This window comes from Geobacillus sp. B4113_201601 (assembly GCF_001587475.1).
Taxonomy (GTDB): Bacteria; Bacillota; Bacilli; order Bacillales; family Anoxybacillaceae; genus Geobacillus; species Geobacillus icigianus.
This window is the reverse complement of the sequence record NZ_LQYX01000099.1, coordinates 47,824-74,002: the sequence shown is the minus strand read 5'-3', so window position 1 is coordinate 74,002 and position 26,179 is coordinate 47,824. Positions and strand designations below refer to the sequence as shown.

The window sequence follows — 26,179 nt, the reverse complement described above, 5'->3', positions numbered from 1 at the left end:
GCCCGAGACCCGTTCTAAGCTCATAGCGCCTCACGAAGCAGCTGTTTGTCATAACGTACAGCCAACATGCCAAACAGCGAATAGCAGACCGTGTAAATCGCCATCACCGTCAACATCGGTGTCCACAGTTCGGTGCCGAAAAAGAACCAGCCGGAACGGACGGCAAAGTAGCTGTGAGACAATCCAAGAAGCAACGGAACCCCAAAGTAGAACAGCTGTTTCTGTCGGATGCCCGTGAAAAAGTCGTTTTCGGTGAATCCGAGTTTGCGTAAAATGGTGTAATTCGGCCGCTCTTCTTCGCCGGCGCCCATTTGCTTAAAATAAAGAATACAGCCGGAGGTGACCAAAAAGGCGAGCCCTAAAAAGGTGACAACAAACATGATCAATCCGAATGTCTGTTTTTGATAGCGGCTCATGATCAGGCGCGAATCGGCGATGGAGGAAAACTCCATGCGTTGAAACAGCTGATCAGCCCGCTCGATATTTGTTTCGTCAGTCAGGTGAATTCCGATATGCACCTTTTTCATTTGTGGATCGGTTTCTTTTTGCAAACGAGCAAACATCGTTTGATCGACGACGACGGTGGGCATGCCGTGCGTGAAATGGTAGTTGACGTAATAGTCTTTTTTCATCCCAAGGTAATGAAGCGGGACCATGCGGCCGTTTGCTTCTAAGCGAATCATTCCCGTTTCTTTAAACGGCAAGAATTGGCGGAGGATGTCCTGATATCCCGTCAGCACTGCTTCCCCGGGCTTGACATCGATGCGGCCTGTACTTGTGTCGCTGATCACCGATAGCGTAGCGGCGGACGGCTGAAACTGGAGCCGGCTTTGATCAGCGATGTCTAAAATCATTGAAATATCAGTCGGTGTTTCAATGACATCGATCATCGTTTCCCGATAGCGAATATCATGAGATCGCAGCGCCGCCGTAAAACGGGCGGCATCTTTTTTGTCCGTGAACGCAAAGTCGGCGGCAACGTAGTTTTGCGCGGCCTGTTCGGCGGAATAGTAGGAAATATAGCTTAACGAAATCAACCCGATCGCGATGGCCGACACGGTCGTGATGATGGTGAGCAGCAAAGCATTTGATTTGATGCGAAACATAAGCGATGACATGGAAAGCACGTCGTCGATCGACAAATAACCGCCTTTCCGCTTTCGCCATAGGTGGAAGAGAAAGCTGATCGTTCCTTTAAAAAACAAGTAGGTGCCGATGATGACCGCGCCTAAAATGAACGCCATGGCCATGAATAAGCCTTGAACGCTCTTCCAGTCGCTGCTAAACAATTTCATCGATATCCCATAGCCGCTGCCGATGAGGACGATCCCCGCCATTCCCACGACCATGTTCCATACGGATACATGTTTTGCTTCGGTTGTCGATGTCGTTCGGAACAAGGAGACAATCGTCTGTTTTTTGAGAAACAAGCGGTTCATCCCCATCATGAACACATTGATCACACTAAACACAATCAACGTTTGCACCAATGCTCGGCCCGAAAAAGAAAGAGACGCCTTGACTGGAATATCGATGATTTTAAACAAAATCATCATCAACAGCTTGGAAGCGGCAAATCCCATCGATATGCCGATGATTAGCGTGCCGTAATAAAGGATGGCGTTTTCGGCCGCCAGCATCAAAAAGATGTTTCGTTTCGTCATGCCGATCAACTGCAAAAGAGCGATCTCATGGCCGCGCCGTTGGATAAACAAGGTATTGGCGTACAAAAGAAAGATGGCCACAATCACAATAAGAAGCACCGCGCCCGTGCGGACGGCCGCCGCCCCTTTCACTCCCCCTTTGATGGCATCAAGGGCTGGGTCGTACTGCAATGTCACGAACGCGAAATACAAGGCGGAAGCAAACATCAAAGCAAATACGTACAAATAATAATGTTGAATGTTTTGTTTCAAGTTGCGGAAAACGAGTTGCTTCATGCTCATGACCGAACACCACCTAGCACGCCTTGTGTTTGCATAATGGCTTGGAAAAACTGCTGCTGCGTTTCGGTTCCTTTATACAGTTGCGTATACAATTGTCCGTCTTTGATAAAAACGACACGGCTCGAGAAACTGGCCGCGACCGGATCATGGGTGACCATGATGATCGTCGTCTTCCGTTGTTGATTCAGTTTTCGCAGCTTGTGCAATAAATCGGAAGCCGATTTCGAATCGAGTGCGCCGGTCGGCTCATCGGCAAAAATGATGCTCGGCTCATGGATGAACGCCCGCGCCGCGGCCGCGCGCTGTTTTTGCCCCCCAGAAATTTCGCTTGGATAGTGGTTTTGGATATCAATAATGCCAAGTTCAGACGCCAATTCGGCAAATTTCTTTTCCGCTTCTCGCTTGGGCGTTTTCGTAATCGATAAAGGCAAAAGGACATTTTCCTTCACCGTCAGCGTGTCAAGCAAATGATACTCTTGAAAAATGAATCCGACATGGCGCTTGCGAAATTCCGCCAGCTCCCGGTCTTTCATGGCGACGATGTTGTTTCCTTCGATGAAAATCGCGCCCTCGCTCACCCGATCGATGGAGGAAAGAACGTTGAGCAGTGTCGTCTTCCCTGATCCCGACGGGCCCATGATCGCGAGAAACTCTCCTTTCTCCACGCGCAAATCAATGCCTTTGAGCACTTCTTGTTGATTTTTCTTTGTTCCGTAAATTTTGCGGATGTTGGTTGCTTCGAGTATCATCATTTCTGTTTTCCTCCTTCGTTTCTATCATAAACAAAACGGTTCTTTTTCTCCTTTGTTTGCTCGAACAAAACAAGACAGCATGTGACAGTTTTGTCACATGCCGTGCATTCGGATCAGGTCGTTTTCTTGGGGAAATACGATCGTAAAGACCGTCCCGCGCCCCGGTGAAGATTCGACGTGAAAGTCAAGCAGAAGCGGTTGGGCGGCTTTTTTCGCCAAATACAGCCCCATCCCCGTCGCCGTTTCGTTTTGGTGTTCGGCGGTGGAGGTGAAGCCCTTGTCAAAAATGCGCGGCAAGTCCTTCGGATCAATGCCGCGGCCGAAATCTTGAATCTGCAAGTGGATATGGCCGTTTTCTAGAAAACTTTTCACGATAATGTCGCAAGACTCGCTATATTTCACCGCGTTCGTCACGATTTGCCGGATGATAAACGAAAGCCATTTGGCATCGCTGAGCACCGAGCGGACGTTCAATTGCAGATCAAAGCCGATGCCTTTTTGCATGCACCATGGCTGCAACGGTTTGATTTCATTGATGAGAAGCGGCTTGAGCTCGACGTGTTCGATGTATAAATCGTTTTCCATGTGAGGGAGCCGCCGCTGATGGAGCTGCTGATCGAGCAGCAAATGAATGCGCAGCCATTCGTATAGGAGCGATGATTTGGCGTTTTCCTCCTCGACTCGTTCGATCATGAGCCGCATGGCCGTCAGCGGCGTTTTCATTTCGTGAATCCATGTCAGCAGTTCGTCTCTCTCTTGTTCCAACGCTGTTCGCCAGACGGCCAGTTCCTGTTTCCATTGATCCATTTGGCTGGCCAGGGCGCGCTCAACGATGCGTTCAAACGGACTGGCCGCCTGCAGGCTGGAAGCGGGGTCCAAGGCAAGATGGCACGTTTGCAGCCGCTGATAAAATGCTGTTTCCTTTTTCCACCGGATGATGACAAAGACGGCAAAGAGGATAGATGTTAAAAAGACGATATAAAGAGCGGAGGAAAAGGGAATCGTCGGATCAAGATAAGCGACAAACAGAATGAACAGCTCGAGGAACAAAAAGAAGGCAAGCCAGCTTTTTCGTTCCATCAAGTAGTCTTTGATCATGAGCCGATCCCCTCTTCCTTTGCCATATACCCTTGTCCCACTTTCGTTTCGATGAAACGGCCCAAGCCCAGTTCGTCAAGCTTTTTCCGCAGCCGATTGACATTGACGGTCAGCGTGTTGTCGCTGATAAACCGTTCGTCCTCCCACAGCTGTTCGATCAGTTCTGTCCGCGTTACAATCGTGTTTTTCTTGTTCAACAGATGTTTTAAAATCAACAGTTCGTTTTTCGTCAGCTCCACCGTTCCTTGTTCATTGGTGACCGTGCTTTTGGCATAGTCGATGGTGGCGCCGCACCACGTTTGCAGGTGGATGGGGCCTGCATTGTAATCGTACACGCGCCGGAGCAGCGCCTGGATTTTCGCGATCAGCACGTCAAAATGAAACGGCTTTTGGATGTAATCATCCGCGCCAAGCTGCATGGACATGACCATGTCGGTCGGATGGTCGCGCGACGATAAAAACAAGATCGGGACGTTCGAATGCGCGCGGATTTGGCGGCACCAGTGAAATCCATCAAATTTCGGCAGCTGGATGTCAATGATGACAAGGTGTGGCTGGCAGTGCGAAAATTCTTCCATCACCCGGCTGAAATCGCGGATGCCGCAAACGTTGTATGACCATTGTTCGAGACGTTGTTTGATTTCTTGAAACAACGTGGCGTCGTCTTCAATGAGTAAAATGTTCAATTTTCTCTCACCACACTCGTTTCGATTCAACACTCTGTTTTCATTATACTTGTTTGAACGCGGGGGGGAAAGAAGACTAGGGGGATGGGGATTTACAGCGCATGCCGTTTCCTAGCATTGTTTTGCAAATAGAAAACTTTGTTGCATCGGTCCTTCTTTGCCCACGCTTACTCATCGATCAAGGGAAATGGCGGTTTTCCACCAGCCTTCTAGAAGGTTGGTGATGGAAGGTGAGATATCGCTTCTCAGCTTTGTTTCATAAATAGAAAAACTTTGTCGCATCCGTCCTGTTTTTCATGCATTTACCCATTGATGAAGGGAAACAACGGTTTTTCACCGCCCGGAAGATGGGAAAGCAATGAGAGACAAACATGGTCATGTTCGTGGCCTTGCCACTCATGAAAAAACAGCGATTGGCAGCAGTTGATGGGCGCGGCCGAACGGCGTGCGTATGGCAAAAAGAGCTTGAAGTGATGAGCAACGGTGGGCTATGATGGATATGGAGGATGGTTCAGGAATGGGCCAATAGCGGCGCTTGATTGTTTGCGCGATGCTATGCGCAAGGAAGGCATTGAAGTTAGAAATTATCGTTTGACGGGGGAGTGGAATGGGAACAACATTCAGGAAAGGTTGTTTATTTTGTCTCTTCTTGTTTATCTGTCTTGTCCATGTGTCTCCTTCCGCTAAAGCGGAAGCGGCCGGACCGCGTACGCAACAGCTTCCTGGGCGCGTGCTCGATTGGGTTATGGACGATCAAAACGGGTATATTTATGCGCTCACGGAAAAAGGGACGTTATTGTTTATTGAAGCCGGCACATTGTCGATCAAAAAGCAAGAAACCGTTTCTCTGCGGGCATACAGCGCTTTATGGCGGAAATATGCCCAACGGTCGATCACTCTTCTTTTGCGGAACGGGAAGCTGTATGTGCCGTCTGAAACATCGATAGACGTTTTTGACGTCAAAACGAAACGGCTGATTCAACGAGCCCCGTATAGCGGATTGCCGTTTGGCCTGTTGGGCAACAAAATCGTCACTTTCGGAGAGCAGTACGGGCGTGGGAAGACGACGTATGAGATGTATATGTGGGATTTGGCAACGAAACGCCAAACAAGCCGGCTGATTGCTGACCCCAACTTTTCTGCCGTTTTTTCAGCGGAAAATACGTTGGTGTTCGATGAGAAGCGAGGTCTTGCTTTCATCGGCCGCAATTTTGCCATTCCTGATTTAGCGGTGTTGCGCCTGTCCGATTTGAAGGTGGTGAAGCGAGTTTCGTATCAAGGGCCGACGGGCAGCGAGCCCACCCATCCGCTCATCGTTGACGGAAACGATGTGTTTTTTGCGGGTCGGCGCATTGATGCCGGAAATATCAACATGGTGCACGACTGTTATAACGGCCCTGTTTTGGATGTTCAACGGACCTACGTTGTGACAAATGAGGCGGTGTATGACCGTTACACCTCTGCCAAGGTCAGCGCGCTCCCGTTCCCGACGAACTATGCGCTGATGGATGTGAAGTACAATTTGTACTTGATCAAAGAAGGGGAAAATCGAATTTACAAATATCTATTGCCGGCCGATGAGAGCTATTACGTTCCATCGTCCCATTATGCTTTCACCAATGTGCCGATTTCCCATTTGGCTTATGATTCATCGACCGGATGGTTGTATGTGTTGTCCGCTGAAGACAGCAAACTGTTTGTCATTCGCGCCAGCGACATGAAAATAGTGAAAGAAATTCATCCCGGACCGCAGCCGACGGATATAGAAATTGATGGCGGCAAGGTGTATGTTGCACTGTCGGGAGCGACGAAGATAGCGATTTACGACGCCAAAACCATGCGGTTTCTTGGAACGGTGCCGCTGATCGCTGCTCCGCGCACATTGGCGATCGGGGGCGGGAAAATTTTCTTCACCGACAATAGCCGCACATTGACGGGAGCGGTAGCCGTTTATGATATGAAAACGAAAAAACAATGGCGGATCCCGAAGGCATTCATCAATCCGATGATTGTGTATGACAAAAAACAAAATGTATTGTATGTCGGACAGGAAGGAACATCGGATCACGCCTTGTATGCGGTCCGGCTTTCCGATTGGCATGTTTCGGAACTGTTGTCCCTCCCTGGAGGGGACGATGCCTTTTTTATGAACGGCGGGGAGATTTTTTACGGAACGGCGCGCATCCATCCAGCCCATTCTGGCGCATTGGTGGCCGCACAATTTTCGGAGCCGTTGCGGGCGGCGAGCCGTCAATATATCATTACCAGCCGAGCCATTTATAACCGGGCAACAGGAACGAAAATCGCCGATTTGTCATCGGAAGCGTTGCTTGCAGCGGCTGGGGATGATGGAATGATCTTCACGTATCAAAAAGTGGCTGGCAACCATTATTTGATTAAGCAAAAACCGTCTCGATAAACCGCCGCTGCTTGGGGAGACGGGTGCTTTGCCAGAGCGGCATGGAAAAGAAGCGAACCAAAACGTGTTCACAACGTCTAGACGGGCTCGCACCTCCGCCCGTCTAGTTTTATAACGCTGCCATACAAGCAGTCAAGGACGCATCAACATGCAGTCGCCTCATGACGTCTAGTTTTATAACGATGCCATGCAAGGATGATGTTTAAGGCGTTCAATCACGGAAACACGTCCGTTCATAGATAGGAGGGTCGTTCCATGTCACAACAGTGCAAATCGATCATCCCCGACGGCTTTTTATGGGGCGGGGCGGTGACGTCGTTCCAGACGGAAGGGGCGTGGAATGAAGGCGGCAAGGGGTTGTCGATCGTCGATGCGCGCCCGATTCCGGAAGGCCATTCCGACTGGAAAGTGGCGGTTGACTTTTACCATCGCTACAAAGAAGACATCGCTTTGTTCAAGGAGCTCGGCTTTACCGCCTACCGGACGAGCATCGCCTGGACGCGCATTTTTCCGGATGGGGAAGGGGAGCCGAATGAAGCGGGCTTGGCGTTTTATGACGCCGTGTTTGATGAATTGAGGGCGAACGGCATCGAACCGGTTATTACGCTGTACCATTTCGACTTGCCGCTGGCGTTGGCGAAGAAATACAACGGCTTTGCCTCGCGGAAGGTCGTTGACTTGTTTGAGCGGTACGCGCGCACCGTGTTTGCGCGCTATCGCGGAAAAGTGAACTATTGGCTGACGTTCAACGAACAAAACTTAGTGCTCGAACAACCGCATTTATGGGGGGCGATCTGCCCGGATGATGAAGACCCGGAAGCGTTTGCCTACCGCGTCTGCCATCACGTCTTTCTCGCCCACGCCAAGGCGGTGAAGGCGCTGCGCGAGATCGCTCCGGAGGCGAAGATCGGCGGGATGGCGACGTATTTGACAACGTATCCGGCGACATGCCGGCCGGAAGACGCTTTGGCGAACGTGCAGGCGAAAGAGCTGTTCATTGATTTCTTCTTTGACGTGTTCGCCCGCGGCGTCTATCCGCGCTATGTGACGAGGCGGCTAGAGAAAAAGGGGATCCGCTTGCCGCTTGAGGCAGGCGATGAGGAATTGCTGCGCGCGCAGACGGTCGACTTTTTGTCATTTAGCTACTATCAAAGCCAAATCGTCCGCCATCAGGAACAAGATGAGCGGATCATCAAAGGGCTTGCGCCGAACCCCCACTTGCCGAAGACGAAATGGGGCTGGGCGATCGATCCGCTCGGCTTGCGGATTGCGTTAAAAGACGTGTACGCCCGCTACCAGATGCCCATTTTCATCACCGAAAACGGCATCGGGCTTGAGGAGGAGCTAAACGAGAACGGCACGGTCGACGATGACGAGCGGATCGACTATATGCGCCGCCATATTGAACAAATGAAACTGGCGATCGAAGAAGGGGTCGAGGTGATCGGCTATTTAATGTGGGGGGCGACCGACTTGTTAAGCTCGCAAGGCGAGATGCGCAAGCGCTACGGCGTCATTTTCGTCAACCGCGATGATCAAAACTTGCGCGATTTGAAGCGTTATAAGAAAAAAAGCTTCTACTGGTTCCAGCGCGTCATTCGGACGAATGGGGAGGAGCTGTAAAACAGGAACGAGTTTCGGAAAAGGGCGGGGAAGCGCCCGCCTTTTTACCAGTCCTTAGGGCGACCGTGGCGAATGTTCAATCGTTTAAAATGTTTGTCCCAAGTAACGACATCTTCTGGGGGATTCGCTTTTGCATGAGCGGCGATATACGCGTCAATAAAATCGACCTTTTTCTCGCCGTAATCTCGAAGCGCCTGTTGCACAACATCTTTTTCCTCTGTTTCGATCCCAATCCCGTTGGTAAACTTTAATAAGGCGGCGGAAATGTCGGACGGCGATGCTTGATAGACGGAGGCCAGCACCCAGCAACATTCTGCGACGACGAGCGGATTAAGGCGCAAAATCAATTCTCCTGCTTCTACTTTCTGCAACATGTCCCCAACTTCTTCCGCAAGCTCTTGGGGATGGCCGGTCATGATTCGAATCACGACATTTGTGTCGATCCACAGCTTGCGAGCCACTTAGTTTTCCTCCCCGTCTTTCAATTCTTTTGCTCCTATCGTACGATATACTTCATCTCGGATTTCCTCAATGGGGCGGAACGGTTGATTGGTTTTGAGAATGCCGATTAATTGTGACAAGCGATATTTCTTCGTGACTTCCACTTTTATTTCTCCATCTTGGTTGACGATAAACGTCAGATCATCGCCTTCGTTGAGGCCTAATGTTTTCCGGATTTCAACAGGAATGACCACTTGCCCTCGGCTGGACAGCTTGCTTGTCGCTTTCATGACGACCGGTGATGGTTGATCCGAAACATTCATTTTCTCCATTGGTGCGTTTCGCTCCTTCCTAAACCTTTTTTATACTTACTTTTATTATATGTCTTATTTGTATGCTTGATCAATCATTGAAAATCATATTATTTTCGGTGTAGTAAGAAGTTGTGTGAGGGACAACAACAATGATAAGAATGTATGTTCATGCGTGGAAGAGGTCGGCTTCTCGGTTTGGTAATGATAAAAAAGCCGGTCCCATCAAGGGGCCGGCTGTTTTTACAGCTCACGGTCAAACAGCAAGACGCGCGCCGGGGCGGCGTCGGTGCCGACGAGTTTGAGCGGGGCGGCGACCATGAAATAGCGGCCTTCGGGGACCTCTTTTAGCCGCAGCCCTTCGATGACGATGACGCCGGCCGAAAACAATGTTTTATGGGTCGGATGGCCTTCTTGCGCCCGCTCGATGCCGAGCGCGTCGATGCCGACACCGCGGATTGATTTGGCGGCCAAATAGCGGGCCGCGTCTTCGGCGACGAAAATAAACTCGAAATTGAACGCATCCTCAAACGAATTTTTCGTTTTAAACAGAACGAAGTCGCCTTCCTGAATGTCGAGATGAGCGATGTCGTCTTTCGTAATCCGGTCGTTGACATGCGTCAAATCAAACAGTTTGCACGGGCCGACGAGGCGGTCAAGCGGAATCGTTTCAAATGTCGCGCCGCCTTCGACCATATGAAGGGGTGCGTCAATGTGCGTGCCGGTGTGCACGTCCATGTCAATGCGTGATTCAGTCACATAGCCGTTCGTCACCGTCGTGCGCTTCGGCTGTTTTTCCGGTTTGTTTTTGTAAACCGGCATGCCTTCGTAAATCGGGGCGGTGACATCATACATCTTCATCGTTCCTTCACTCCTTTGCTTCAACGACGGCGGGCCAGCGGTCGAAAACCAGCATGCCTGTCAGGGACTGGCGTTGTTGGGCGACGGCTGAGCCCGCTCTTTGTTTTGCCCGTGATCGTCCAGACGAACGGTGATGAAAACGGATCGCCTGACAACGTCTCGCCGAAGGGAAACGGCTGTGGATCGCCGGCCTTCTAGAAAGCCGGCGGTCACCGGTGCGTGCCGCTTCATTTCGTTGTTTCCCATTTTTGCGGCTCGGTTTGCGCGCCAGAAGGTGTGAGCGGAGGGGCGAGCGCTAGTTTGCCCCCGCCTTTTCGGAACGCGGGTGGCTGATCGGCCACCAATGGAAGCCGTCTTTTTGCAGTAGTTCATCGGCCGCTTTCGGCCCCATCGAACCGGCTTCATAGTTCGGGAAATCGGCCGCTTTTGTGTTGGCCCACACGTCAGAAATCGGGTCGATAAATTGCCATGACGCCGCCACTTCATCCCAGTGGGTGAAGTTCGTCGCATCGCCGCGCATGCAGTCGTACAGCAGCTTTTCGTACGCTTCCGGCGTGTTGATGCCGTCGATGCAGTTGTTGCAGTAATCGAGTTGAAACGGGGCGGTCGTCGTCGTTGACTCCCCGGTTTTTTTGCCGTTTAAGTGAAGGGTGATTCCTTCATCCGGCTGGATGTGAATAACGAGCAAGTTCGGGGCGATCGTTTCGTTTGTCCGGTAGTATAAGTTCATCGGTACATCTTTGAATTGGACGACGATTTTCGTTGACTTTTCCGCCATTCGCTTGCCGGTGCGGATGTAAAACGGCACCCCGGCCCAGCGGAAGTTGTCGATCAGGAGCTTCCCGGCGACAAACGTTTCCGTGTTTGAGTCCGGATCGACGTTCGGCTCTTCGCGGTACGCCGGCACGGCCTTGCCGTGGATCATCCCCCGCTCGTATTGGCCGCGCACGAAATAGCGGTCGACGTCATCGTGGGAAATCGGGCGCAAGGCGCGCAACACTTTCACTTTTTCGTGGCGGATGTCATCGGTCGTTAATTTGATCGGCGGCTCCATCGCCAAAAGCGCGACCATTTGCAGCATATGGTTTTGCACCATGTCGCGCAGCGCCCCGGAATGGTCGTAGTAGCGGCCGCGATCTTCCACGCCGAGCGTTTCGCTCGATGTAATTTGAATGTTGGCGATGAACCGGTTGTTCCAGAGCGGCTCGAAAATGGCGTTCGAGAAGCGGATGACCTCGATGTTTTGCACCATTTCTTTGCCGAGGTAATGGTCGATCCGGTAAATTTCCCGTTCGGAAAAGACGCGGCGAATCTCATCATTCAGCTTTTCGGCGCTCGCCAAGTCATGCCCGAACGGTTTTTCGATGACGAGCCGTTTAAAGCCGCGCGTTTCCGTCAATCCTTCCGACTGCAAGCGGGAAGTGACGGTGCCGAAAAATTCCGGCGCCATCGCCAAGTAAAAAATGCGGTTGCCTTCGGTCGCATATGTGTCATCGAGCTGTTCGAGGAGCGACTTTAAGCGTTGGTACGACTCGGCTTCCGTCACATCGAACGGGTGGTAATAGAAATGGGAGATGAATCGCTCGTCCGCGAGCGGTTGCTGAAACGCTGTTTCAACCGAGTCGCGCACATCGTTTCGGAACTCGTCGACCGACAACGGGCGGCGCGCGACGCCAACGACAGCGAATCGCTCGTTCAAATGCCCTTTTTCATACAGGCGGTAAAGAGACGGAAACAGCTTCCGTTTCGCCAAATCTCCCGTCGCTCCGAAAATGACGATGATCGATTTCGGGTTCATATTGTCCACCGTATGTACCTCGCTTTTGCCAAATTGACGTCTTCAATGAAACCATTGTAGAGGTTTGCCGGACAGAACGCAAATACTTTGTTGCGTTCCGAGGGCAGAGACCTTTGCCGGATAGGGCGCAAGGATTTGATTGCGTTCCGACGGCAGAGACGTTGGCCGGACGAAACGCTAAGGTTTGGTTGTGTTCCGGCGACAGAGACTTTTGCCGGATAGGGCGCAAGGATTTAATTGCGCTCCGGCGGGCGGAGACGTTGGCCGGACGAAACGCTAAGGTTTGGTTGTGTTCCGGCGACAGAGACTTTTGCCGGATAGGGCGCAAGGATTTGATTGCGTTCCGACGGCAGAGATGTTGGCCGGACGAAACGCTAAAATTTGAGCTAGGCACGCCCATTCATAAAGCCGGGCGGTGCTGAGCCGGCGGTGGTAGAGCGCAAAAGGAAGTTGAAAAGCCGTTCCGACATTGGTACGCTAACAACAGGCAACGTTGAGCGAGAACAAGGAGGGACGCCTGTTGGAACTGTTGTTTTTAGGCACCGGTGCCGGCGTGCCGGCGAAAGAGCGCAACGTCTCATCCGTCGCCTTGCAGCTGCTCGACGAACGGGGGGCGACATGGCTGTTTGATTGTGGCGAGGCGACGCAGCATCAAATTTTGCATACCGCCATTCGTCCGCGCCGCATCGAGCATATTTTGATTACGCACTTGCATGGCGACCATCTATTCGGCTTGCCGGGGCTGCTTGGCAGCCGTTCGTTCCAAAGCGGTGAGACGCCGCTCACTGTGTTTGGTCCGCGCGGTCTGCGCGCGTTTGTCGAAACGGCGCTCGCTGTCAGCGGAACGAAGCTTCGTTATGAACTGAACATTGCCGAGATCGAGGAAGGCGTTATTTTTGATGATGAAACGTTTCAAGTGATCGCCAAACGGCTCGATCACGGCATGCCGTCTTATGGCTTCCGCGTTGTCGAAAAAGACTTGCCCGGCCCGCTCTTGGTTGACCGGCTGCGAGCGCTCGGCGTCCGCCCCGGCCCGATTTATCAACAGATTAAGCAAGGAAAAACGGTCGTGCTCGAGGACGGTACCGTGCTTGACGGGCGCGAGTTTGTCGGCCCGCCGCAAAAAGGGCGAATCGTCACCGTGCTAGGCGACACCCGCTTTTGCGAAGCGGCGATTGAGCTCGCCCGCGATGCCGATGTCGTCGTCCATGAGGCGACGTTTGCCGCGGCGGAGCAGCAGCTAGCCCATGACTATTTTCATTCTACGACCATCGATGCGGCCGAGGTGGCGAGGCGGGCGCGGGCGAAACGGCTCATTTTAACCCATATCAGCTCCCGCTACCAAGGTGCGGCGGCGCAGCAGCTCGTCGCCGAGGCGCGCCGCGTATTTCCGAACACGGAGCTTGCGGCTGATTTCGCTTCGTTTTCGATCCCGCGCGGTTAAAACCGCCAGCCGCGCTCGTATTGCACCGGCGCTTCGATGCTCACTCCGAGCTCCCTCGCCGCGGCGTACGGCCAATACGGGTTGCGCAGCAGCTCGCGCCCTAAAAAGACGAGATCGGCGCGGCCGTTGCGCAGCACTTCTTCCGCCTGCCAGCCGGAGGTGATCAAGCCGACGGCGCCGGTCGGGATGTTTGCTTCGCGGCGGATCAGTTCGGCAAACGGCACTTGGTAGCCGGGATAAACGTCGATGCGCGCCGGCACGACGGCGCCGGAGCTGACATCGATGAGGTCGACGCCTTGTTCTTTCATGCGTTTGGCGTACGGAACGTAGTCGCTGGCTGTCAGCCCGTCCGGATGGTAGTCGGACGCTGAGATGCGCACAAACAGCGGGCCGTCCCACACTTCGCGGACCGCCTCGATCACTTCGCCCAAGAAACGGTAGCGGTTTTCCGGCGAACCGCCGTATTCGTCTTGGCGGCGATTGGCGAGCGGCGATAAAAATTCGTTGATCAAGTAGCCATGAGCGGCATGGATTTCGATAACGTCAAAGCCAGCTTCCTTCGCCCGCCGCGCGCCGTTTTGGAACGCTTGCACCGTCTCTTCGATGTCCGTTTTGGTCATTTCTTTCGGTGTGCGCGACGATTCTTGGAACGGAATGGCGGACGGGGCGATGATCTCTCCCGGCACTTCCGCTTTTCGGCCGGCGTGGGCAAGCTGGATGCCGATGGCGGCTCCCTGCTCTTTCACAAGCCCGACGAGTTCGCGAAGTCCGGCGATATGGTCATCGCTCCAAATGCCTAAGTCGCGTTCAGAAATGCGGCCTTGCGGCGTCACGCTGGTCGCTTCGACGATGATGAGGCCGACTTGGCCGACGGCGCGCGCCGGGTAATGGATTTTATGCCATGTGCGCACCGTGCCGTCTTTTGTCTCGCATGAATACATGCACATCGGCGACATGACGATTCGGTTTTTCAGTGTCAGCCCGCCGATCGTATACGGCGAAAACAGCATCGTGTTCATGACAAGCAGCTCCTTTCTATGCCACTGAATGGTTCATGACTGATGATAGCATGCCGCTTGTCAAAAACAAAATGAAACGGATTGATGCCCTGTTCGAATTAAGTGGAAAAGAGCGGTGCCCTGGGGCTATCGTGTTTACGCTTCGGCGATGGCGGCGAGCAGAGCGCTGCCGAGCTCCTCGGAGCGGGCCGTCGCCCGGCGGATGCAAGCGATGACCGCCTCCTGAAATCGGTACTGCTCAAGCACGCCAATGCCGGCTTCAGTCGTGCCGCCCGGGCTCGTCACTTCGCGGCGCAGGACGGACGGATGTTTGTCGGACGCTTTGAGCATTTCAGCCGCGCCGATGATCGTTTGCAAAATGAGCGGTTTCGCCACTTCAGGCTCAAGGCCGATGTCGGCCGCCGCTCTTTCCATCGCTTCGACCAAGTAGTACACATACGCCGGACCGCTTCCGGACAGGCCGGTGACCGCGTGCAAGTCGCGTTCCGGCACTACAGCGACGATGCCGACCGTTTCAAACAGTTGTTTGGCCACCTCAAGATGTTCTTTCGCGGCGAAGCGGCCGCCGGCGATCGCGGTCGCCGATAAGCCGACGGCGGCCGATGTGTTCGGCATCGCGCGCACGACAGGGATGTCGCGTCCGGCGAGCCGTTCGATCGTTTCGGTCGTGACGCCGGCCAGCAGCGAAAGGATGAGCGGGGTGGCGCCAAGGGCGGGGGTGATGGTGTGCATCGCTTCGACGACGTCTTTTGGTTTCATTGCTAAAACGATGATGTCCGCCTGTTCGGCAGCTTCACGGGCGTTTGGGGCCACCCGCACTCCGTAGCGGCGCGCCAGTTCCTCGAGACGGGCGCGGTTTTGCCGATTGGCAACGATGACGTCAGTTGGGCGGCAAAAAGCTTTCGTCATGCCGGCGATGAGCGCTTCTGCCATCGAACCGGCGCCGATCAGCGCAATCGTCTGTCCGTTGTTCATCTTTTCACTCCTCCTTCGCTTGCGGGTGTCGGGGCAAAAGAAAAAGGTTTTCCGTCCTTGCAAAAGGACGGAAAACCTTCGTTTCCGCGGTACCACCTTTTTTGGCCTAGCTTGGTCCAAACGCCAAACAGGCCCGACTCTGTCCCGATAACGCTGGGAATGCGTTTAGGTTGGCCTAACAGCTCCTAGGGTAGGTTCAACCGCAAAGAGGGCAGCAAAGCCTTCCAGCCGCGGGCTTCGCTCTCTGGTGCCGTTTGCGGTTTACTGGCCCTGTTCATCGCCAGTTTGGCCGTATCGGTGATGTTATTTGTCATTATGCCGCGGGACAAGGCTGGTTGTCAAGAGAGAAGCGTGAATTTTTTGGCCATTTTCGATGCGCGGCAGAAAAAGGAATGACAAACGTATGAAATCGTTGTAAACTGTAAAATAACAAGATTTGTGAATCATCATTCAGTCTGGTTCAATGTCTGAACGGATCGCTACCGAACTGAAGGGAAAGAAGGGAATGCGATGAACGAGGAACGAGTGCATCGGATCACGGTGCCGACGCCGTTTCCGGTCGGCGATGTGCATATGTACGTGATCGCTGGCGATCGGCTGACGTTAGTGGATGCCGGAGTGAAAACGGAAGAAGCGTGGCAGCGATTTGTCCATCGTCTCGCTGAGATCGGCTACCGACCGGAAGAGATCGAGCAAATCGTGATCACCCATCACCATCCAGACCATGTCGGGCTGCTGGATTACTTTCCGCACGCCCCGATCATCGGCCATCCGAAAGCCGACCCGTTTTTGCGCCGGGAGCGGGCGTTTATGGAGCGGTACGTCCGCTTTTTTGAAGGCTTTTTCACCGAATGCGGCGTCGATCGTCGCTTGTTTAGCCGGCTGTCCAAAGAAGGCGGATCGCTTCGCTACGCGAGCCGGCGGGCTGTTGATATCGCCGTGACCGACGGGGATGCGGTTCCCGGTTTGCCGCGGTGGCGCGTGATCGAAACGCCGGGCCATGCGCAAAGCCATATCGTTCTCTATCGCGAGGAGGATGGTTTGTTGATCGGCGGCGACCATTTGCTCGTCCATATTTCCCCGAATCCGATGATGGAGCCGCCGGCGGAAGGGGAGACGGAGCGGCCGAAGCCGTTGCTGCAATACAACGAGTCGCTTGAGAAAATGCTGAATTACGACATCGTTCGTTCGTTAAACGGCCATGGCGATGATGCGACCGACATCCGAAGCCTTGTTCGCGAGCGGTTGACGAAGCAGCGCCAGCGCGCCGAGCGAGTGCTCGACATGGTGAAGGAACGCCCGCAAACGGTGTTTGACGTGTGCCAAAAGCTGTTCCCATCGGTTTACGAACGGCAGTTGATGCTGACGATGTCGGAGACGATCGGCCAGCTTGATTATCTCGAGGCGAACGGATACGTGACGAAAAAACAGGAAGCCGGCCGTTACGTCTATGAAGCGGCGGGGGTGTCGGTATGCGGTTGAAGGGTCGTCATGTCGTCATTACTGGAGCGTCGGGAGGAATCGGCGAGCACATTGCTGATGAAGCGGCGCGCCAAGGGGCGCTTCCGGTGCTGTTGGCGCGCAGTGAAGGAAAGCTGAAAGAAATCAGCGCGCGGATTGAGGCACAGACCGGCATTCGTCCGCGCTATGCGCGGCTGGATGTCGGCGACCGGGAAATGGTTGAGGCCGTTTTTTCCCGGTTGATGGCGGAGTTGGAAACGGTTGATGTGTTGGTCAATAACGCGGGGTTTGGCGTCTTTCGCTATGTCGAGGACATCGACTTGGCGGAAATGGAGCGAATGTTTGCCGTCAACGTCTTCGGCCTCATCGCCTGCACGAAGGCGGTGTATCCGCACATGAAAGAGCGCAAGAGCGGCCATATTATCAACATCGCCTCGCAGGCGGGAAAAATCGCCACGCCCAAATCAAGCGTCTACTCTGCGACGAAACACGCGGTTCTCGGTTTTACGGACAGCCTCCGCCTCGAGGCGGCGCGCTTCGGCATTTTTGTCACCGCCGTCAACCCCGGGCCGGTGGAGACGAACTTTTTTTCCGCGGCCGATGAATCGGGAGAGTATGTGCGCAACGTCTCGCGTTGGATGTTACGGCCGGAGGCGGTGGCGAAGCGCGTCGTTGCCGCGATGATGACGCCGACGCGCGAGGTGAATATGCCGCGTTGGATGGACTTCGGCAGCCGGTTGTACCGGCTCGCTCCGGGGCTTGTCGAAACGGTAGCGAAGCGGGCGTTTTTCCAAAAGTAAACGGCTGGCCTCGTGTGGGCCAGCCGTTTCATTTCTGTGACTTTGCTTTGCCCTTTTGCCATTGGATTTTCCTCCTTTTCGTTTTGACAGTCTTGCATGCCAACGGGTAGAATAGTAAAGAAACAAACGGAAAAAGGAGCAACGATGAGCGTGAACATCACGTTTACTGATGCAGCAAAACAAACGCTTACCCCTATTGTAGCCAAATCGGGGCGGCAGTTAAAGCTCAACTATGACACCGACGGCTGCGGCTGTTTGGTCGATGGCGTGCCGGCGCTATGGCTCGTTGACAAGGCGGATGAAGACGATGTCGTCGTCGAGACGAATTTCGTGCCGGTGCTCGTGGAACGGCCGCGCCTCATCTTTTTTGATGAGGAGATGACGATTGACATCAAGCCAGGGACGACCGTTTTTCAGCTCAAAAGCCCAAGGCAAATCTTGAACGGCCATATGCCGCTTGTCGAGGTGACAGCCGGCCATGAACGGTAAGCTCGAGCAGCTCGCAAAGGTGGCGAAGCAAAAAACATGGGTGTCGTTCACCCATGAAAACGACCCGTACAGCCTGCTTCATTGGTCGGTCGCCGGTCCGTACCAAGACAAAAAGGACGTGTGGCTTTTGCAAAATGAGATGACGTTTGAAACGAGAGAGTTTGCGACGCTTGATGACGCGATCGCTTGGCTCGGCGAGCATATGCCGCACATTACCGAGGTGTTGTAAAAACCGTAACCGGGCCGGTTACGGTTTTTCTATGATCTTTCTTATTGCGGGCTGTTTTGCCGCTTTGTTGGGTGGATCGCTTTTTCCAGCTCTTCTTTGCCGATGACCGGTTTGACCGTATCGGCGGACGGTTTTCCTTTTTGAGCGCGGTTTTTCGTCATTGGTCATCTCTCCTTTTCCATGTCGTTTCGTTGTATTGTTTGACAAACAAGCGGCTGTTATGCAAGGGGGTGAGCATCGTGAAAACAGAGGCGGGGCGGAGAAAAGAGCGAGAGCAGTCGACGATGACGCTCGCTGACCGGCTTGGCGCCGACATCGAAGCGAAGCTGCTTGCGAAAAAGAGGGCGCTTGCTGAGGAACAACAGCGGCAGCGGGCGGCGGAAGAAGCGCGGCGCCGCGAGGAAGCGCGCCGGCGCGACGAGCGAAAGTCGTTTGCTGAGCTGCTTGAAGAAAGCGAGCTTGACTGGCGCAAGTTTAAATAATAAGGAGGGCACGATGGATGCTGTTTACGTTGCGGACGCGCCGTCCGCTGGAAGCCGCCCAGCTCTCGGCTATGGCCCAATCGGTCGGCTACTTGCTGTCGGCGGCCGGCCCGCTGCTGTTTGGGGCGCTGTATGATGCAGCCGGTCATTTTCTCCCACCCCTCGTTTTATTGCTAGCCGTTTGCGCGGTCATGATCGTGTTTGGCTTGGGGGCGGCAAGGGACAAGTATGTAGATGATGAGGTGGCCTGATGAACAGGGAAACAGGATGAAAAAAGAGCCCGCAAGCGGCCATGTTGGCGCTGTGGGCTCCTTTTTTCATCGGTGCATGTCATAGATCGAGCGCTTCGTTACTTGTTTTAACCATTCGTATTCGTCAGCGTCAAGCGGCGGGGCGGAAGCGGCGGCGATGTTTTCCTCAAGCTGCTCGAGCCGGCTCGCCCCCGGAATGGCGGCGGCAACGACCGAGTCATGCAGGCAAAATTGCAGCGCGGTCACGGTCAAGGAACGGCGGCCGGCCGTTTTTTCTTTCAGCTTCGGGATGAGCGCCTGCAAGTCTTCGTATGAATAATCGAGGTAGCCGTGTTCTTTCACGGCGCGGCTCGCTTGCTCGAGCCGGCGGTTGGTGAGCAAGCCTTTAGCGACCGGGCCGCGGGCGATAACGCTGATGTTATGTTCGCGCAAGAGCGGAAACCACTCTTCCGGACGGCGGTCGAGCAAGCTGTATTGCATCATAACGCTGACGATGTTCGAGCGCTTCACGTATTCGCGGATGACGTTCGGGCGGATCGAGGAGATGCCGTACCAGCGGATGACGCCTTCTCGCTTCAGCTCTTCGAACGCTTCGATCGTTTCGTCGATCGGGTCGTCGATCGTGCCGCCATGGAGCTGGTATAAATCAATGTAGTCCGTTTGCAGGCGGCGCAGGCTGTCTTTGACCGCTTGTTTGATATAGGCTTTTGACGGATCCCAATCCCAACCGCTTCCGTCCGCGCGCCAACGGTTGCCGACCTTGGTGGCGATGATCACTTGGTCGCGTTTTCCTTTCACCGCTTTGCCGACCAATTCCTCGTTTAAGCCGCGGTCGTATAAATCGGCTGTATCCAAGTAGTTGATGCCGCGCTCTAATGCTTCATGAATGAGATAGATGGCATGGTGTTCATCCGTGCCGAGCGACATGCAGCCGAGCCCAATTTCACTGACGTATAAGTCGGATGTGCCGATGCGGCGCTTTTTCACTTTGCCAGCCTCCTTTGTACATGGATGATACGTTCATTGTACAACGGAGGCGAAAAAATGGCCAACTTTGTAGTACAATGGAAAAGAGTCCACCAATCGATAGGGGAGAATGAAGAGATGGAAAAGTTGTATGAAAAAACGGTCCGCAAAGAGAAACTGTTCAGCGGCCGCATCATTGACTTGTATATCGAGGAAGTCGAGCTGCCAAACGGGAAAATGAGCCGGCGCGAGGTGATCAAACACCCGGGGGCGGTGGCGGTGCTGCCGCTGTTGCCGAACGGGAACATCGTTCTTGTCCGCCAGTACCGAAAAGCGCTCGAGCGCGCATTGGTCGAGATTCCGGCGGGCAAGCTAGAACATGGGGAAGAGCCGCTCGCTTCCGCACGCCGCGAGCTTGAAGAAGAAACCGGCTACCGGGCCCGTTCGCTGCGCCATCTCATTTCGTTTTATACGTCGCCCGGTTTTGCCGATGAGCTCATCCATTTGTACGTTGCGGAAGGGCTCGAAAAAGTCGAAGATGGCGCCGGATTGGATGAAGATGAGTTCGTCGAACTGCTGGAAGTGACATTGGAGGAGGCGCTTGCGATGCTTGAACGACGCGACATTTACGATGCGAAAACGGCGTACGCCTTGCAATATTTGCAGCTGCGCCGCGCGCTAGGGGAGCAAAATGGCGAATAACAAAAACGAGGGCGGCCTCGGCCGTTATTACGCCGATTTACATATCCACATCGGCCGCACCGCCTCCGGCCGCCCGGTGAAAATTACGGGGGCGCGGACGTTGACGTTGGCCAACATCTTGCGTGAGGCGGCTGAGGTGAAAGGGATCGACATCATCGGCGTCATTGACAGCCATGTGCCCGACGTGCTGGGCGAGCTGGAGCAGGCGATGGAGAAGCACGGGTGGCGCGAACATGAGGAAGGCGGCGTCAGCGCCGGAAAGGTGACGCTTTTGTTGGGCAGCGAAATCGAAGTATATGACGGACATTGCCATGGACCGATCCACGTCCTCGTTTTTTTGCCGACCGTTCAGGCGATGCGCGCGTTTTCCCGCTGGCTTGGCCAACGGGTGAAGAACATATCGCTCAGTTCGCAGCGCATTTACGCCTCCGGCCGCGAGCTGCAAGCTGCCGCGAAAGAGCACGGCGGCTGGTTCATTCCTGCGCACGCGTTCACCCCGTTTAAAAGCTTGTACGGAAAAGGGGTCCAACACAGCTTGACAGAAGTGTTTGACCCGGATCGGATCGATGCCATTGAGCTTGGGTTAAGCGCCGATACGGCGATGGCGGACCAAATCGCCGAATTGCACCGTTATCCGTATTTGACGAACTCTGATGCCCATTCGTTGCGAAAAATCGCCCGCGAATATGAGCAAGTGCGGCTTGCCGCCCCGACGTTTGCGGAGTTGGAAAAAGCGCTCCGCGGTGAAGACGGGCGTACGATCATCGCCAATTACGGCTTGAATCCAAAGCTTGGCAAATATCACCGAACGGTGTGCGAACGCTGCCTTGCGCCGGTCTCGCCTGAGGCTGAGCGCTGTCCGGCGTGCGGCCACCACCGCTTTGTTAAGGGGGTATTCGACCGGCTGGCGGAGTTGAAAACGGCGGAGCACGGACCGAAGCGGCCGCCGTATATTTATCAAGTGCCGCTTGAATTTATCCCCGGTCTTGGCCCGAAGGCGTATGAAAAGCTGCTCGCCCGCTTTGGCACCGAAATGAGCGTGCTGCATGAGGCGGCGGAAGAAGCGCTGGCCGAGACGGTCGGGGAAAAGCTCGCTCGGCTGATCGTGCTCGCCCGCAGCGGGGCGCTCGCCATCGAAGCCGGTGGCGGCGGAAAATATGGAAAAGTGCAGGAGAGCTGAGCGCGAAGAAAGCGTTGGCGGCGAAAGGTAGGCAAACATGCGGCCGTTTGCCGAGCGCAGGCGGAACGATGGGGATGGAAAGCGGGATGTCCGGCGCGGCGGCGGTCCCGCTTTTTCGAAAAACAGTCATATCCAAGGCGGATGGACATACAATCTACTAAGAGACAAAGTAGGAGGACGAAGCACGATGAGAACCCATCCGCTGAAATCGGCTGCCGCTGTTCATTTGCGCGAACACGCTTCGCTGTACGTATTTGTGATCGTCCTATTTTTAATGGGCGTCATTTTTGGCGCCATTGTCGTCAACAGCCTCAGTTTCAGCCAAAAACAAGACTTGTACTATTATTTGACGCAATTTTTTGGACAAGTATCGAAAGACAATTTGGCGAGCGCTCACGACATGTTCCGCCAAAGCTATATGCATAACGTCAAATACATCGCCTTGATGTGGGTGCTCGGCATTTCCGTCATTGGCTTGCCTATTATTTTCGTCCTGCTGTTTTTAAAAGGAGTCGTCGTTGGCTTTACCGTCGGGTTTTTAGTGAGCCAAATGAGCTGGAAAGGCTTTTTGTTGTCGTTTGTTTCCATCATGCCGCAAAATGTTGTCGTCATTCCGCTGATGATCGTCATGGGGGTAGTTTCGATCTCCTTTTCTTTGCAAATGGTGCGTCATCAGTTTATGAAACGTCCGCATGGACCGGTCTTTCCGCTTGTGATGCGCTACGCGGCGGCGATGGCGCTGACCGCTGTCGGGCTGCTCGTTTCTTCGGCGATCGAGGCGTATGTTTCGCCTTCGCTGATGAAGCAGACGGTCAAATGGGTGGTAAATATAATATTAATTATTATATAATAATCGTTATTATTCTCTTGTAATAGTGATTTTACTTTGCCCCTTTCCTCGCATCTCTGCTATAATGGAGGGTGAATGGCGAGGGAGGAATGAAATGATGGAAGAACGCGTGGAACGAATTAAAAAGCAGCTGCATTCGGCTGGCTATAAGCTGACACCGCAGCGGGAAGCGACGGTAAGAGTCCTGCTCGAACATGAAGAAGACCATTTAAGCGCTGAAGACGTCTACCTCCTCGTAAAAGAAAAATCCCCGGAAATCGGACTGGCGACGGTTTATCGGACACTGGAGCTGTTGAACGAGCTGAGAATTGTCGACAAAATCAACTTCGGGGATGGGGTATCGCGCTACGACCTCCGCAAAGAAGGAGCGGCCCATTTCCATCACCATCTCATTTGCCTTGAGTGCGGGTCGGTGGCGGAAATTCAGGAAGATTTGCTTGAGGACGTCGAAGCCATCGTCGAGAGGGAGTGGAAGTTCAAAATTAAAGATCACCGCTTGACGTTTCATGGCATTTGCCACCGCTGCCAACAAAAACATCAGGAAGAAGAAAAATAAAAAACCTTTTCCGATGGGAAAGGTTTTTTGCGTATAAATAAGGAAGTCAATGGCATATCCTCATACTAGCAAATGGCCAAGCTGCCAGTAAGGAGGATGCCATGAAAACCGTTTGGCAAATGGTGAAAGTGTTTCTTTTGTTTACGGGATGCACCATTTTATTTTATTATAGTCTTGTATGGTTTCACCGTGAATATGAATACTATCACCGGTACGATGAGCCCGAGGGGGCGGCGGTCAAGGTGTCGGCGGTCGAACAGGCGCCCCCGACTTGGCTTGACCGGCTGTTATTTTTTTACCGCGATGGGGAGTAGAGAGCGTTGGAACACGAACTGAGCGATTTTTTGCACTATTTGATGGTGGAGCGGAATTTGGCGCACAATACGATCGTTTCATACGAGAGGGATTTGAAAAAATACGCGCGTTATTTGCGGCAGGTGGAGCAGCTTCAGGCGTGGGGCGAAGTCGAGCGCCTTCATATTCTCCATTTTTTAAAGTTTTTAAGCGAACAAGGGCAATCGGCAAGGACGATCGCCCGCCATCTGGCGTCGATCCGTTCGTTCCATCAGTTTTTGCTAAGGGAGAAAATCGCGGCGCAAGACCCGACCGTCCATATTGAAACGCCGCAGTTTGAACGGACGCTGCCGAAAGTGCTGTCGGTCGAGGAAGTGGAAGCCCTGCTGGCCGCGCCGCAAACCGATACGCCGTTTGGGCTGCGCGACAAGGCGATGCTCGAGCTGTTGTATGCGACCGGCATGCGCGTCAGCGAGTTGGTGCAGCTCAACCTCGGCGACGTCCATTTGACGATGGGGTTTGTCCGCTGTTATGGAAAAGGGCGGAAAGAGCGGATCGTTCCGATCGGGCGCATGGCGATTGAAGCGCTTACCCACTATTTGGAGCGAGGGCGCCCGCAGTTGGTCAATCCGCGCCGACGGGCAACGGAGGCGCTGTTTTTGAATCATTACGGTCAACGCTTGACACGGCAAGGGTTTTGGAAAATTTTAAAGCGCCTCGCGAAAGAAGCCGGCATTGAAAAAGAATTGACGCCGCATACGCTTCGCCATTCGTTTGCGACGCATCTGCTTGAAAACGGGGCCGATTTGCGCGCTGTCCAAGAGCTGCTCGGCCATGCTGATATTTCGACAACGCAAATGTATACGCACGTGACGAAAACGCGTTTGAAAGACGTATACAAGCAGTATCACCCGCGCGCCTAGAAGGTTGGGAAAGACGGCTGATTCCCTTCATCGATGAAAGAATAAGCGAATGGAAGGATCGGTGCACGAAGGTTTTTCGAGTTGAGAATTGACATGGCAAATTCGTATTCAAGATTTGATCATCGGCTCCCTAGGAGACTGTTGATTCAATCGTTCATACCGCTTCCTGCCATCGTTTCTCAGATAGAAAAACTTTGCAACACTGCACACTTTTCCTCATCGACCAAAGGGAAACACTGTTTTTCACCGCTCTTCTAGGCCGTGATCAAATCTGTTGGAGCTTGATGGTTGTCCTTGTTGTCAGACTTCTGACCAATAGTAAGGCTGACTTGTTTTTGGGATGTGGTGGGTACAATAGAACAAAGAGAATCACCATTTTCGACTGGAGACGGGAGGAATGAGTATGATTACAATGTACCGGCGCGTCTTTTTGATTGTCATGGATTCGGTCGGCATCGGCGAGGCGCCGGATGCCGAAAAATACAACGACAAAGGGGCGGACACGCTCGGCCATATCGCCGAGCATCGCGGCGGTCTTCATTTGCCCAATATGGCGAAGCTCGGCTTAAGCCATATTCGTGAGATCAAAGGGGTGCCGAAAGTCGATCAGCCGCTGGCCTACTATACGAAAATGAAAGAAGCGTCGGCCGGCAAAGATACGATGACCGGCCATTGGGAGCTGATGGGGCTTCGCATCGACAAGCCGTTTCGCGTGTTTCCGAACGGATTTCCGGATGAATTGATCGCCGAGCTTGAGCGGCGCACCGGTCGGAAAGTGATCGGCAACAAGCCGGCGAGCGGAACAGCGATCATCGAAGAACTCGGTGAGGAGCATATGAAAACAGGGGCGCTCATCGTCTATACGTCCGCCGACTCCGTTTTGCAAATCGCCGCCCACGAACAAGTCGTGCCGCTTGAAGAATTGTACCGCGTTTGTGAAATCGCGCGCGAGCTGACACGCGATGAGCCGTACATGGTCGGGCGCGTCATCGCCCGGCCGTTCATCGGTGTACCCGGCCGTTTTGAGCGAACGGCCAATCGACACGACTATGCGCTCAAACCGTTCGGCCGCACGGTGATGAATGAGCTGAAAGACGCGGGGTATGATGTCATTGCCATTGGGAAGATCGCCGATATTTACGACAATGAAGGAGTGACGCAGTCGTTGCGGACCGCGTCGAATATGGACGGCATGGATAAGCTTGTGGACACGCTCGGCAGCGATTTTACCGGGTTGAGTTTCGTCAATCTCGTCGATTTTGACGCCAAGTACGGCCATCGCCGCGATCCACAAGGATACGGCGATGCGCTCGAAGAGTTCGACGCCCGGCTTAACGATGTGCTGCCGCGTTTGAAAGAAGACGACTTGCTGATCATCACGGCCGATCATGGCAACGACCCGGTGCATCACGGAACGGACCATACGCGCGAATACGTGCCGCTGTTGGTGTACAGCCCGCGCTTTCAAGGCGGAAAGCCGCTCCCGATCCGCGAGACGTTCGCCGATGTCGGGGCGACGATCGCCGCTAACTTCCACGTCGCTATGCCGCCTTATGGAACAAGCTTTTTGTCGGAACTTTCGCCAGCGTAGCCGGCCATGTTCCGGATTAGAATAGAAGGCAA

Annotated in this window: 28 protein-coding genes; 17 read left to right on the top strand and 11 right to left on the bottom strand. The window is 53.7% G+C overall.

What is annotated here, in order from left to right; translation table 11 throughout:
* Positions 1 to 20: 20 nt before the first annotated feature.
* From B4113_RS14345 to B4113_RS14330, 4 genes are all read right to left on the bottom strand, one after another.
* On the bottom strand, positions 21 to 1,946 hold the full coding sequence (locus tag B4113_RS14345; RefSeq protein WP_033844131.1) for an FtsX-like permease family protein: 1,926 nt from the start codon (positions 1,944 to 1,946) through the stop codon (positions 21 to 23).
* Positions 1,943 to 2,698: an ABC transporter ATP-binding protein gene (locus B4113_RS14340; protein WP_033844130.1), complete on the bottom strand. Its 756-nt coding sequence runs from the start codon at positions 2,696 to 2,698 to the stop codon at positions 1,943 to 1,945. The genes B4113_RS14345 and B4113_RS14340 overlap by 4 nt, the downstream gene beginning before the upstream one ends.
* Positions 2,699 to 2,791: 93 nt before the next feature.
* Positions 2,792 to 3,796 carry a sensor histidine kinase gene (locus B4113_RS14335; protein WP_033844129.1) on the bottom strand — a complete coding sequence of 335 codons (1,005 nt, stop codon included), beginning with the start codon at positions 3,794 to 3,796 and terminating at the stop codon, positions 2,792 to 2,794.
* Positions 3,793 to 4,482: a response regulator transcription factor gene (locus B4113_RS14330; protein WP_033844128.1), complete on the bottom strand. Its 690-nt coding sequence runs from the start codon at positions 4,480 to 4,482 to the stop codon at positions 3,793 to 3,795. The genes B4113_RS14335 and B4113_RS14330 overlap by 4 nt, the downstream gene beginning before the upstream one ends.
* 371 nt (positions 4,483 to 4,853) lie before the next feature.
* Here B4113_RS14330 and B4113_RS21025 point away from each other — a divergent pair, with 371 nt between their 5' ends.
* From B4113_RS21025 to B4113_RS14320, 3 genes are all read left to right on the top strand, one after another.
* Positions 4,854 to 4,976, top strand: coding sequence for a hypothetical protein (locus B4113_RS21025; RefSeq protein WP_255358731.1), 123 nt, complete (start codon positions 4,854 to 4,856; stop codon positions 4,974 to 4,976).
* A 113-nt stretch (positions 4,977 to 5,089) separates the two neighbouring features.
* Positions 5,090 to 6,901 carry a YncE family protein gene (locus B4113_RS14325; protein ID WP_033844127.1) on the top strand — a complete coding sequence of 604 codons (1,812 nt, stop codon included), beginning with the start codon at positions 5,090 to 5,092 and terminating at the stop codon, positions 6,899 to 6,901.
* 255 nt (positions 6,902 to 7,156) lie between these two features.
* On the top strand, positions 7,157 to 8,524 hold the full coding sequence (locus B4113_RS14320) for a glycoside hydrolase family 1 protein (protein ID WP_033844125.1): 1,368 nt from the start codon (positions 7,157 to 7,159) through the stop codon (positions 8,522 to 8,524).
* A 44-nt stretch (positions 8,525 to 8,568) separates the two neighbouring features.
* Here the strand turns inward: B4113_RS14320 and B4113_RS14315 are convergent, their stop codons facing one another.
* The 4 genes from B4113_RS14315 to zwf all read right to left on the bottom strand — a co-directional run bounded on the left by B4113_RS14315 (position 8,569) and on the right by zwf (position 11,944).
* The gene (locus B4113_RS14315) at positions 8,569 to 8,985 is read right to left on the bottom strand and encodes a PIN domain-containing protein (RefSeq protein ID WP_025948590.1); all 417 of its coding nucleotides are present in this window, start codon (positions 8,983 to 8,985) and stop codon (positions 8,569 to 8,571) included.
* Positions 8,986 to 9,297 carry an AbrB/MazE/SpoVT family DNA-binding domain-containing protein gene (locus tag B4113_RS14310; RefSeq protein WP_033844124.1) on the bottom strand — a complete coding sequence of 104 codons (312 nt, stop codon included), beginning with the start codon at positions 9,295 to 9,297 and terminating at the stop codon, positions 8,986 to 8,988.
* A 222-nt stretch (positions 9,298 to 9,519) separates the two neighbouring features.
* Positions 9,520 to 10,137: a cyclase family protein gene (locus tag B4113_RS14305; protein ID WP_033023555.1), complete on the bottom strand. Its 618-nt coding sequence runs from the start codon at positions 10,135 to 10,137 to the stop codon at positions 9,520 to 9,522.
* Between the two features lie 295 nt (positions 10,138 to 10,432).
* Positions 10,433 to 11,944, bottom strand: a complete 1,512-nt coding sequence (gene zwf / locus B4113_RS14300; protein WP_033023554.1) for a glucose-6-phosphate dehydrogenase — start codon at positions 11,942 to 11,944, stop codon at positions 10,433 to 10,435.
* 511 nt (positions 11,945 to 12,455) lie between these two features.
* On the opposite strand from zwf, the gene rnz reads away from it, so the two are divergent.
* Entirely contained in the window at positions 12,456 to 13,379 is a 924-nt protein-coding gene (rnz, locus tag B4113_RS14295; RefSeq protein ID WP_033023553.1) for a ribonuclease Z, read from the top strand.
* On the opposite strand, the gene namA is transcribed toward rnz, so the two are convergent.
* Positions 13,376 to 14,398, bottom strand: coding sequence for an NADPH dehydrogenase NamA (gene namA, locus B4113_RS14290; protein ID WP_033023552.1), 1,023 nt, complete (start codon positions 14,396 to 14,398; stop codon positions 13,376 to 13,378). The two genes, rnz and namA, sit on opposite strands and share 4 nt — an antisense overlap.
* 135 nt (positions 14,399 to 14,533) lie before the next feature.
* On the bottom strand, positions 14,534 to 15,373 hold the full coding sequence (gene proI / locus B4113_RS14285; protein WP_033023551.1) for a pyrroline-5-carboxylate reductase ProI: 840 nt from the start codon (positions 15,371 to 15,373) through the stop codon (positions 14,534 to 14,536).
* Between the two features lie 510 nt (positions 15,374 to 15,883).
* On the opposite strand from proI, the gene B4113_RS14280 reads away from it, so the two are divergent.
* From B4113_RS14280 to B4113_RS14255, 6 genes are all read left to right on the top strand, one after another.
* Positions 15,884 to 16,855 (top strand): MBL fold metallo-hydrolase, encoded by a 972-nt coding sequence (locus B4113_RS14280; protein ID WP_033023549.1) that lies wholly within the window; start codon positions 15,884 to 15,886, stop codon positions 16,853 to 16,855.
* Complete coding sequence (locus tag B4113_RS14275; protein ID WP_033023548.1) at positions 16,846 to 17,634, top strand: SDR family oxidoreductase; 789 nt, start codon at positions 16,846 to 16,848, stop codon at positions 17,632 to 17,634. The genes B4113_RS14280 and B4113_RS14275 overlap by 10 nt, the downstream gene beginning before the upstream one ends.
* Positions 17,635 to 17,778: 144 nt before the next feature.
* Positions 17,779 to 18,123 (top strand): iron-sulfur cluster biosynthesis family protein, encoded by a 345-nt coding sequence (locus B4113_RS14270; protein ID WP_033023547.1) that lies wholly within the window; start codon positions 17,779 to 17,781, stop codon positions 18,121 to 18,123.
* Entirely contained in the window at positions 18,113 to 18,352 is a 240-nt protein-coding gene (locus tag B4113_RS14265; RefSeq protein ID WP_033023546.1) for a YqkC family protein, read from the top strand. The genes B4113_RS14270 and B4113_RS14265 overlap by 11 nt, the downstream gene beginning before the upstream one ends.
* 284 nt (positions 18,353 to 18,636) lie before the next feature.
* The gene (locus tag B4113_RS14260; protein WP_061912603.1) at positions 18,637 to 18,834 is read left to right on the top strand and encodes a YqkE family protein; all 198 of its coding nucleotides are present in this window, start codon (positions 18,637 to 18,639) and stop codon (positions 18,832 to 18,834) included.
* A gap of 17 nt (positions 18,835 to 18,851) precedes the next feature.
* Positions 18,852 to 19,085: a hypothetical protein gene (locus B4113_RS14255; RefSeq protein ID WP_033023544.1), complete on the top strand. Its 234-nt coding sequence runs from the start codon at positions 18,852 to 18,854 to the stop codon at positions 19,083 to 19,085.
* A 66-nt stretch (positions 19,086 to 19,151) separates the two neighbouring features.
* Here B4113_RS14255 and B4113_RS14250 read toward each other — a convergent pair whose 3' ends face one another.
* Positions 19,152 to 20,072 (bottom strand): aldo/keto reductase, encoded by a 921-nt coding sequence (locus tag B4113_RS14250; RefSeq protein ID WP_033023543.1) that lies wholly within the window; start codon positions 20,070 to 20,072, stop codon positions 19,152 to 19,154.
* Positions 20,073 to 20,189: 117 nt separating this feature from the next.
* Here B4113_RS14250 and B4113_RS14245 point away from each other — a divergent pair, with 117 nt between their 5' ends.
* The 7 genes from B4113_RS14245 to deoB all read left to right on the top strand — a co-directional run bounded on the left by B4113_RS14245 (position 20,190) and on the right by deoB (position 26,147).
* Complete coding sequence (locus B4113_RS14245; RefSeq protein WP_033023542.1) at positions 20,190 to 20,753, top strand: NUDIX domain-containing protein; 564 nt, start codon at positions 20,190 to 20,192, stop codon at positions 20,751 to 20,753.
* Positions 20,743 to 21,933 carry an endonuclease Q family protein gene (locus B4113_RS14240; RefSeq protein ID WP_033023541.1) on the top strand — a complete coding sequence of 397 codons (1,191 nt, stop codon included), beginning with the start codon at positions 20,743 to 20,745 and terminating at the stop codon, positions 21,931 to 21,933. Before B4113_RS14245 ends, B4113_RS14240 begins: the two co-directional genes overlap by 11 nt.
* Before the next feature lie 187 nt (positions 21,934 to 22,120).
* Positions 22,121 to 22,783, top strand: a complete 663-nt coding sequence (spoIIM, locus tag B4113_RS14235; protein ID WP_033023611.1) for a stage II sporulation protein M — start codon at positions 22,121 to 22,123, stop codon at positions 22,781 to 22,783.
* 97 nt (positions 22,784 to 22,880) lie between these two features.
* Positions 22,881 to 23,339, top strand: a complete 459-nt coding sequence (locus tag B4113_RS14230) for a Fur family transcriptional regulator (RefSeq protein WP_033023540.1) — start codon at positions 22,881 to 22,883, stop codon at positions 23,337 to 23,339.
* 101 nt (positions 23,340 to 23,440) lie between these two features.
* Positions 23,441 to 23,653: a YqzK family protein gene (locus B4113_RS14225; RefSeq protein WP_033023538.1), complete on the top strand. Its 213-nt coding sequence runs from the start codon at positions 23,441 to 23,443 to the stop codon at positions 23,651 to 23,653.
* A gap of 6 nt (positions 23,654 to 23,659) precedes the next feature.
* Positions 23,660 to 24,556 (top strand): site-specific tyrosine recombinase XerD, encoded by an 897-nt coding sequence (xerD, locus tag B4113_RS14220; RefSeq protein ID WP_033023535.1) that lies wholly within the window; start codon positions 23,660 to 23,662, stop codon positions 24,554 to 24,556.
* Positions 24,557 to 24,953: 397 nt separating this feature from the next.
* Entirely contained in the window at positions 24,954 to 26,147 is a 1,194-nt protein-coding gene (deoB, locus tag B4113_RS14215) for a phosphopentomutase (protein WP_172418505.1), read from the top strand.
* Positions 26,148 to 26,179 lie beyond the last annotated feature (32 nt).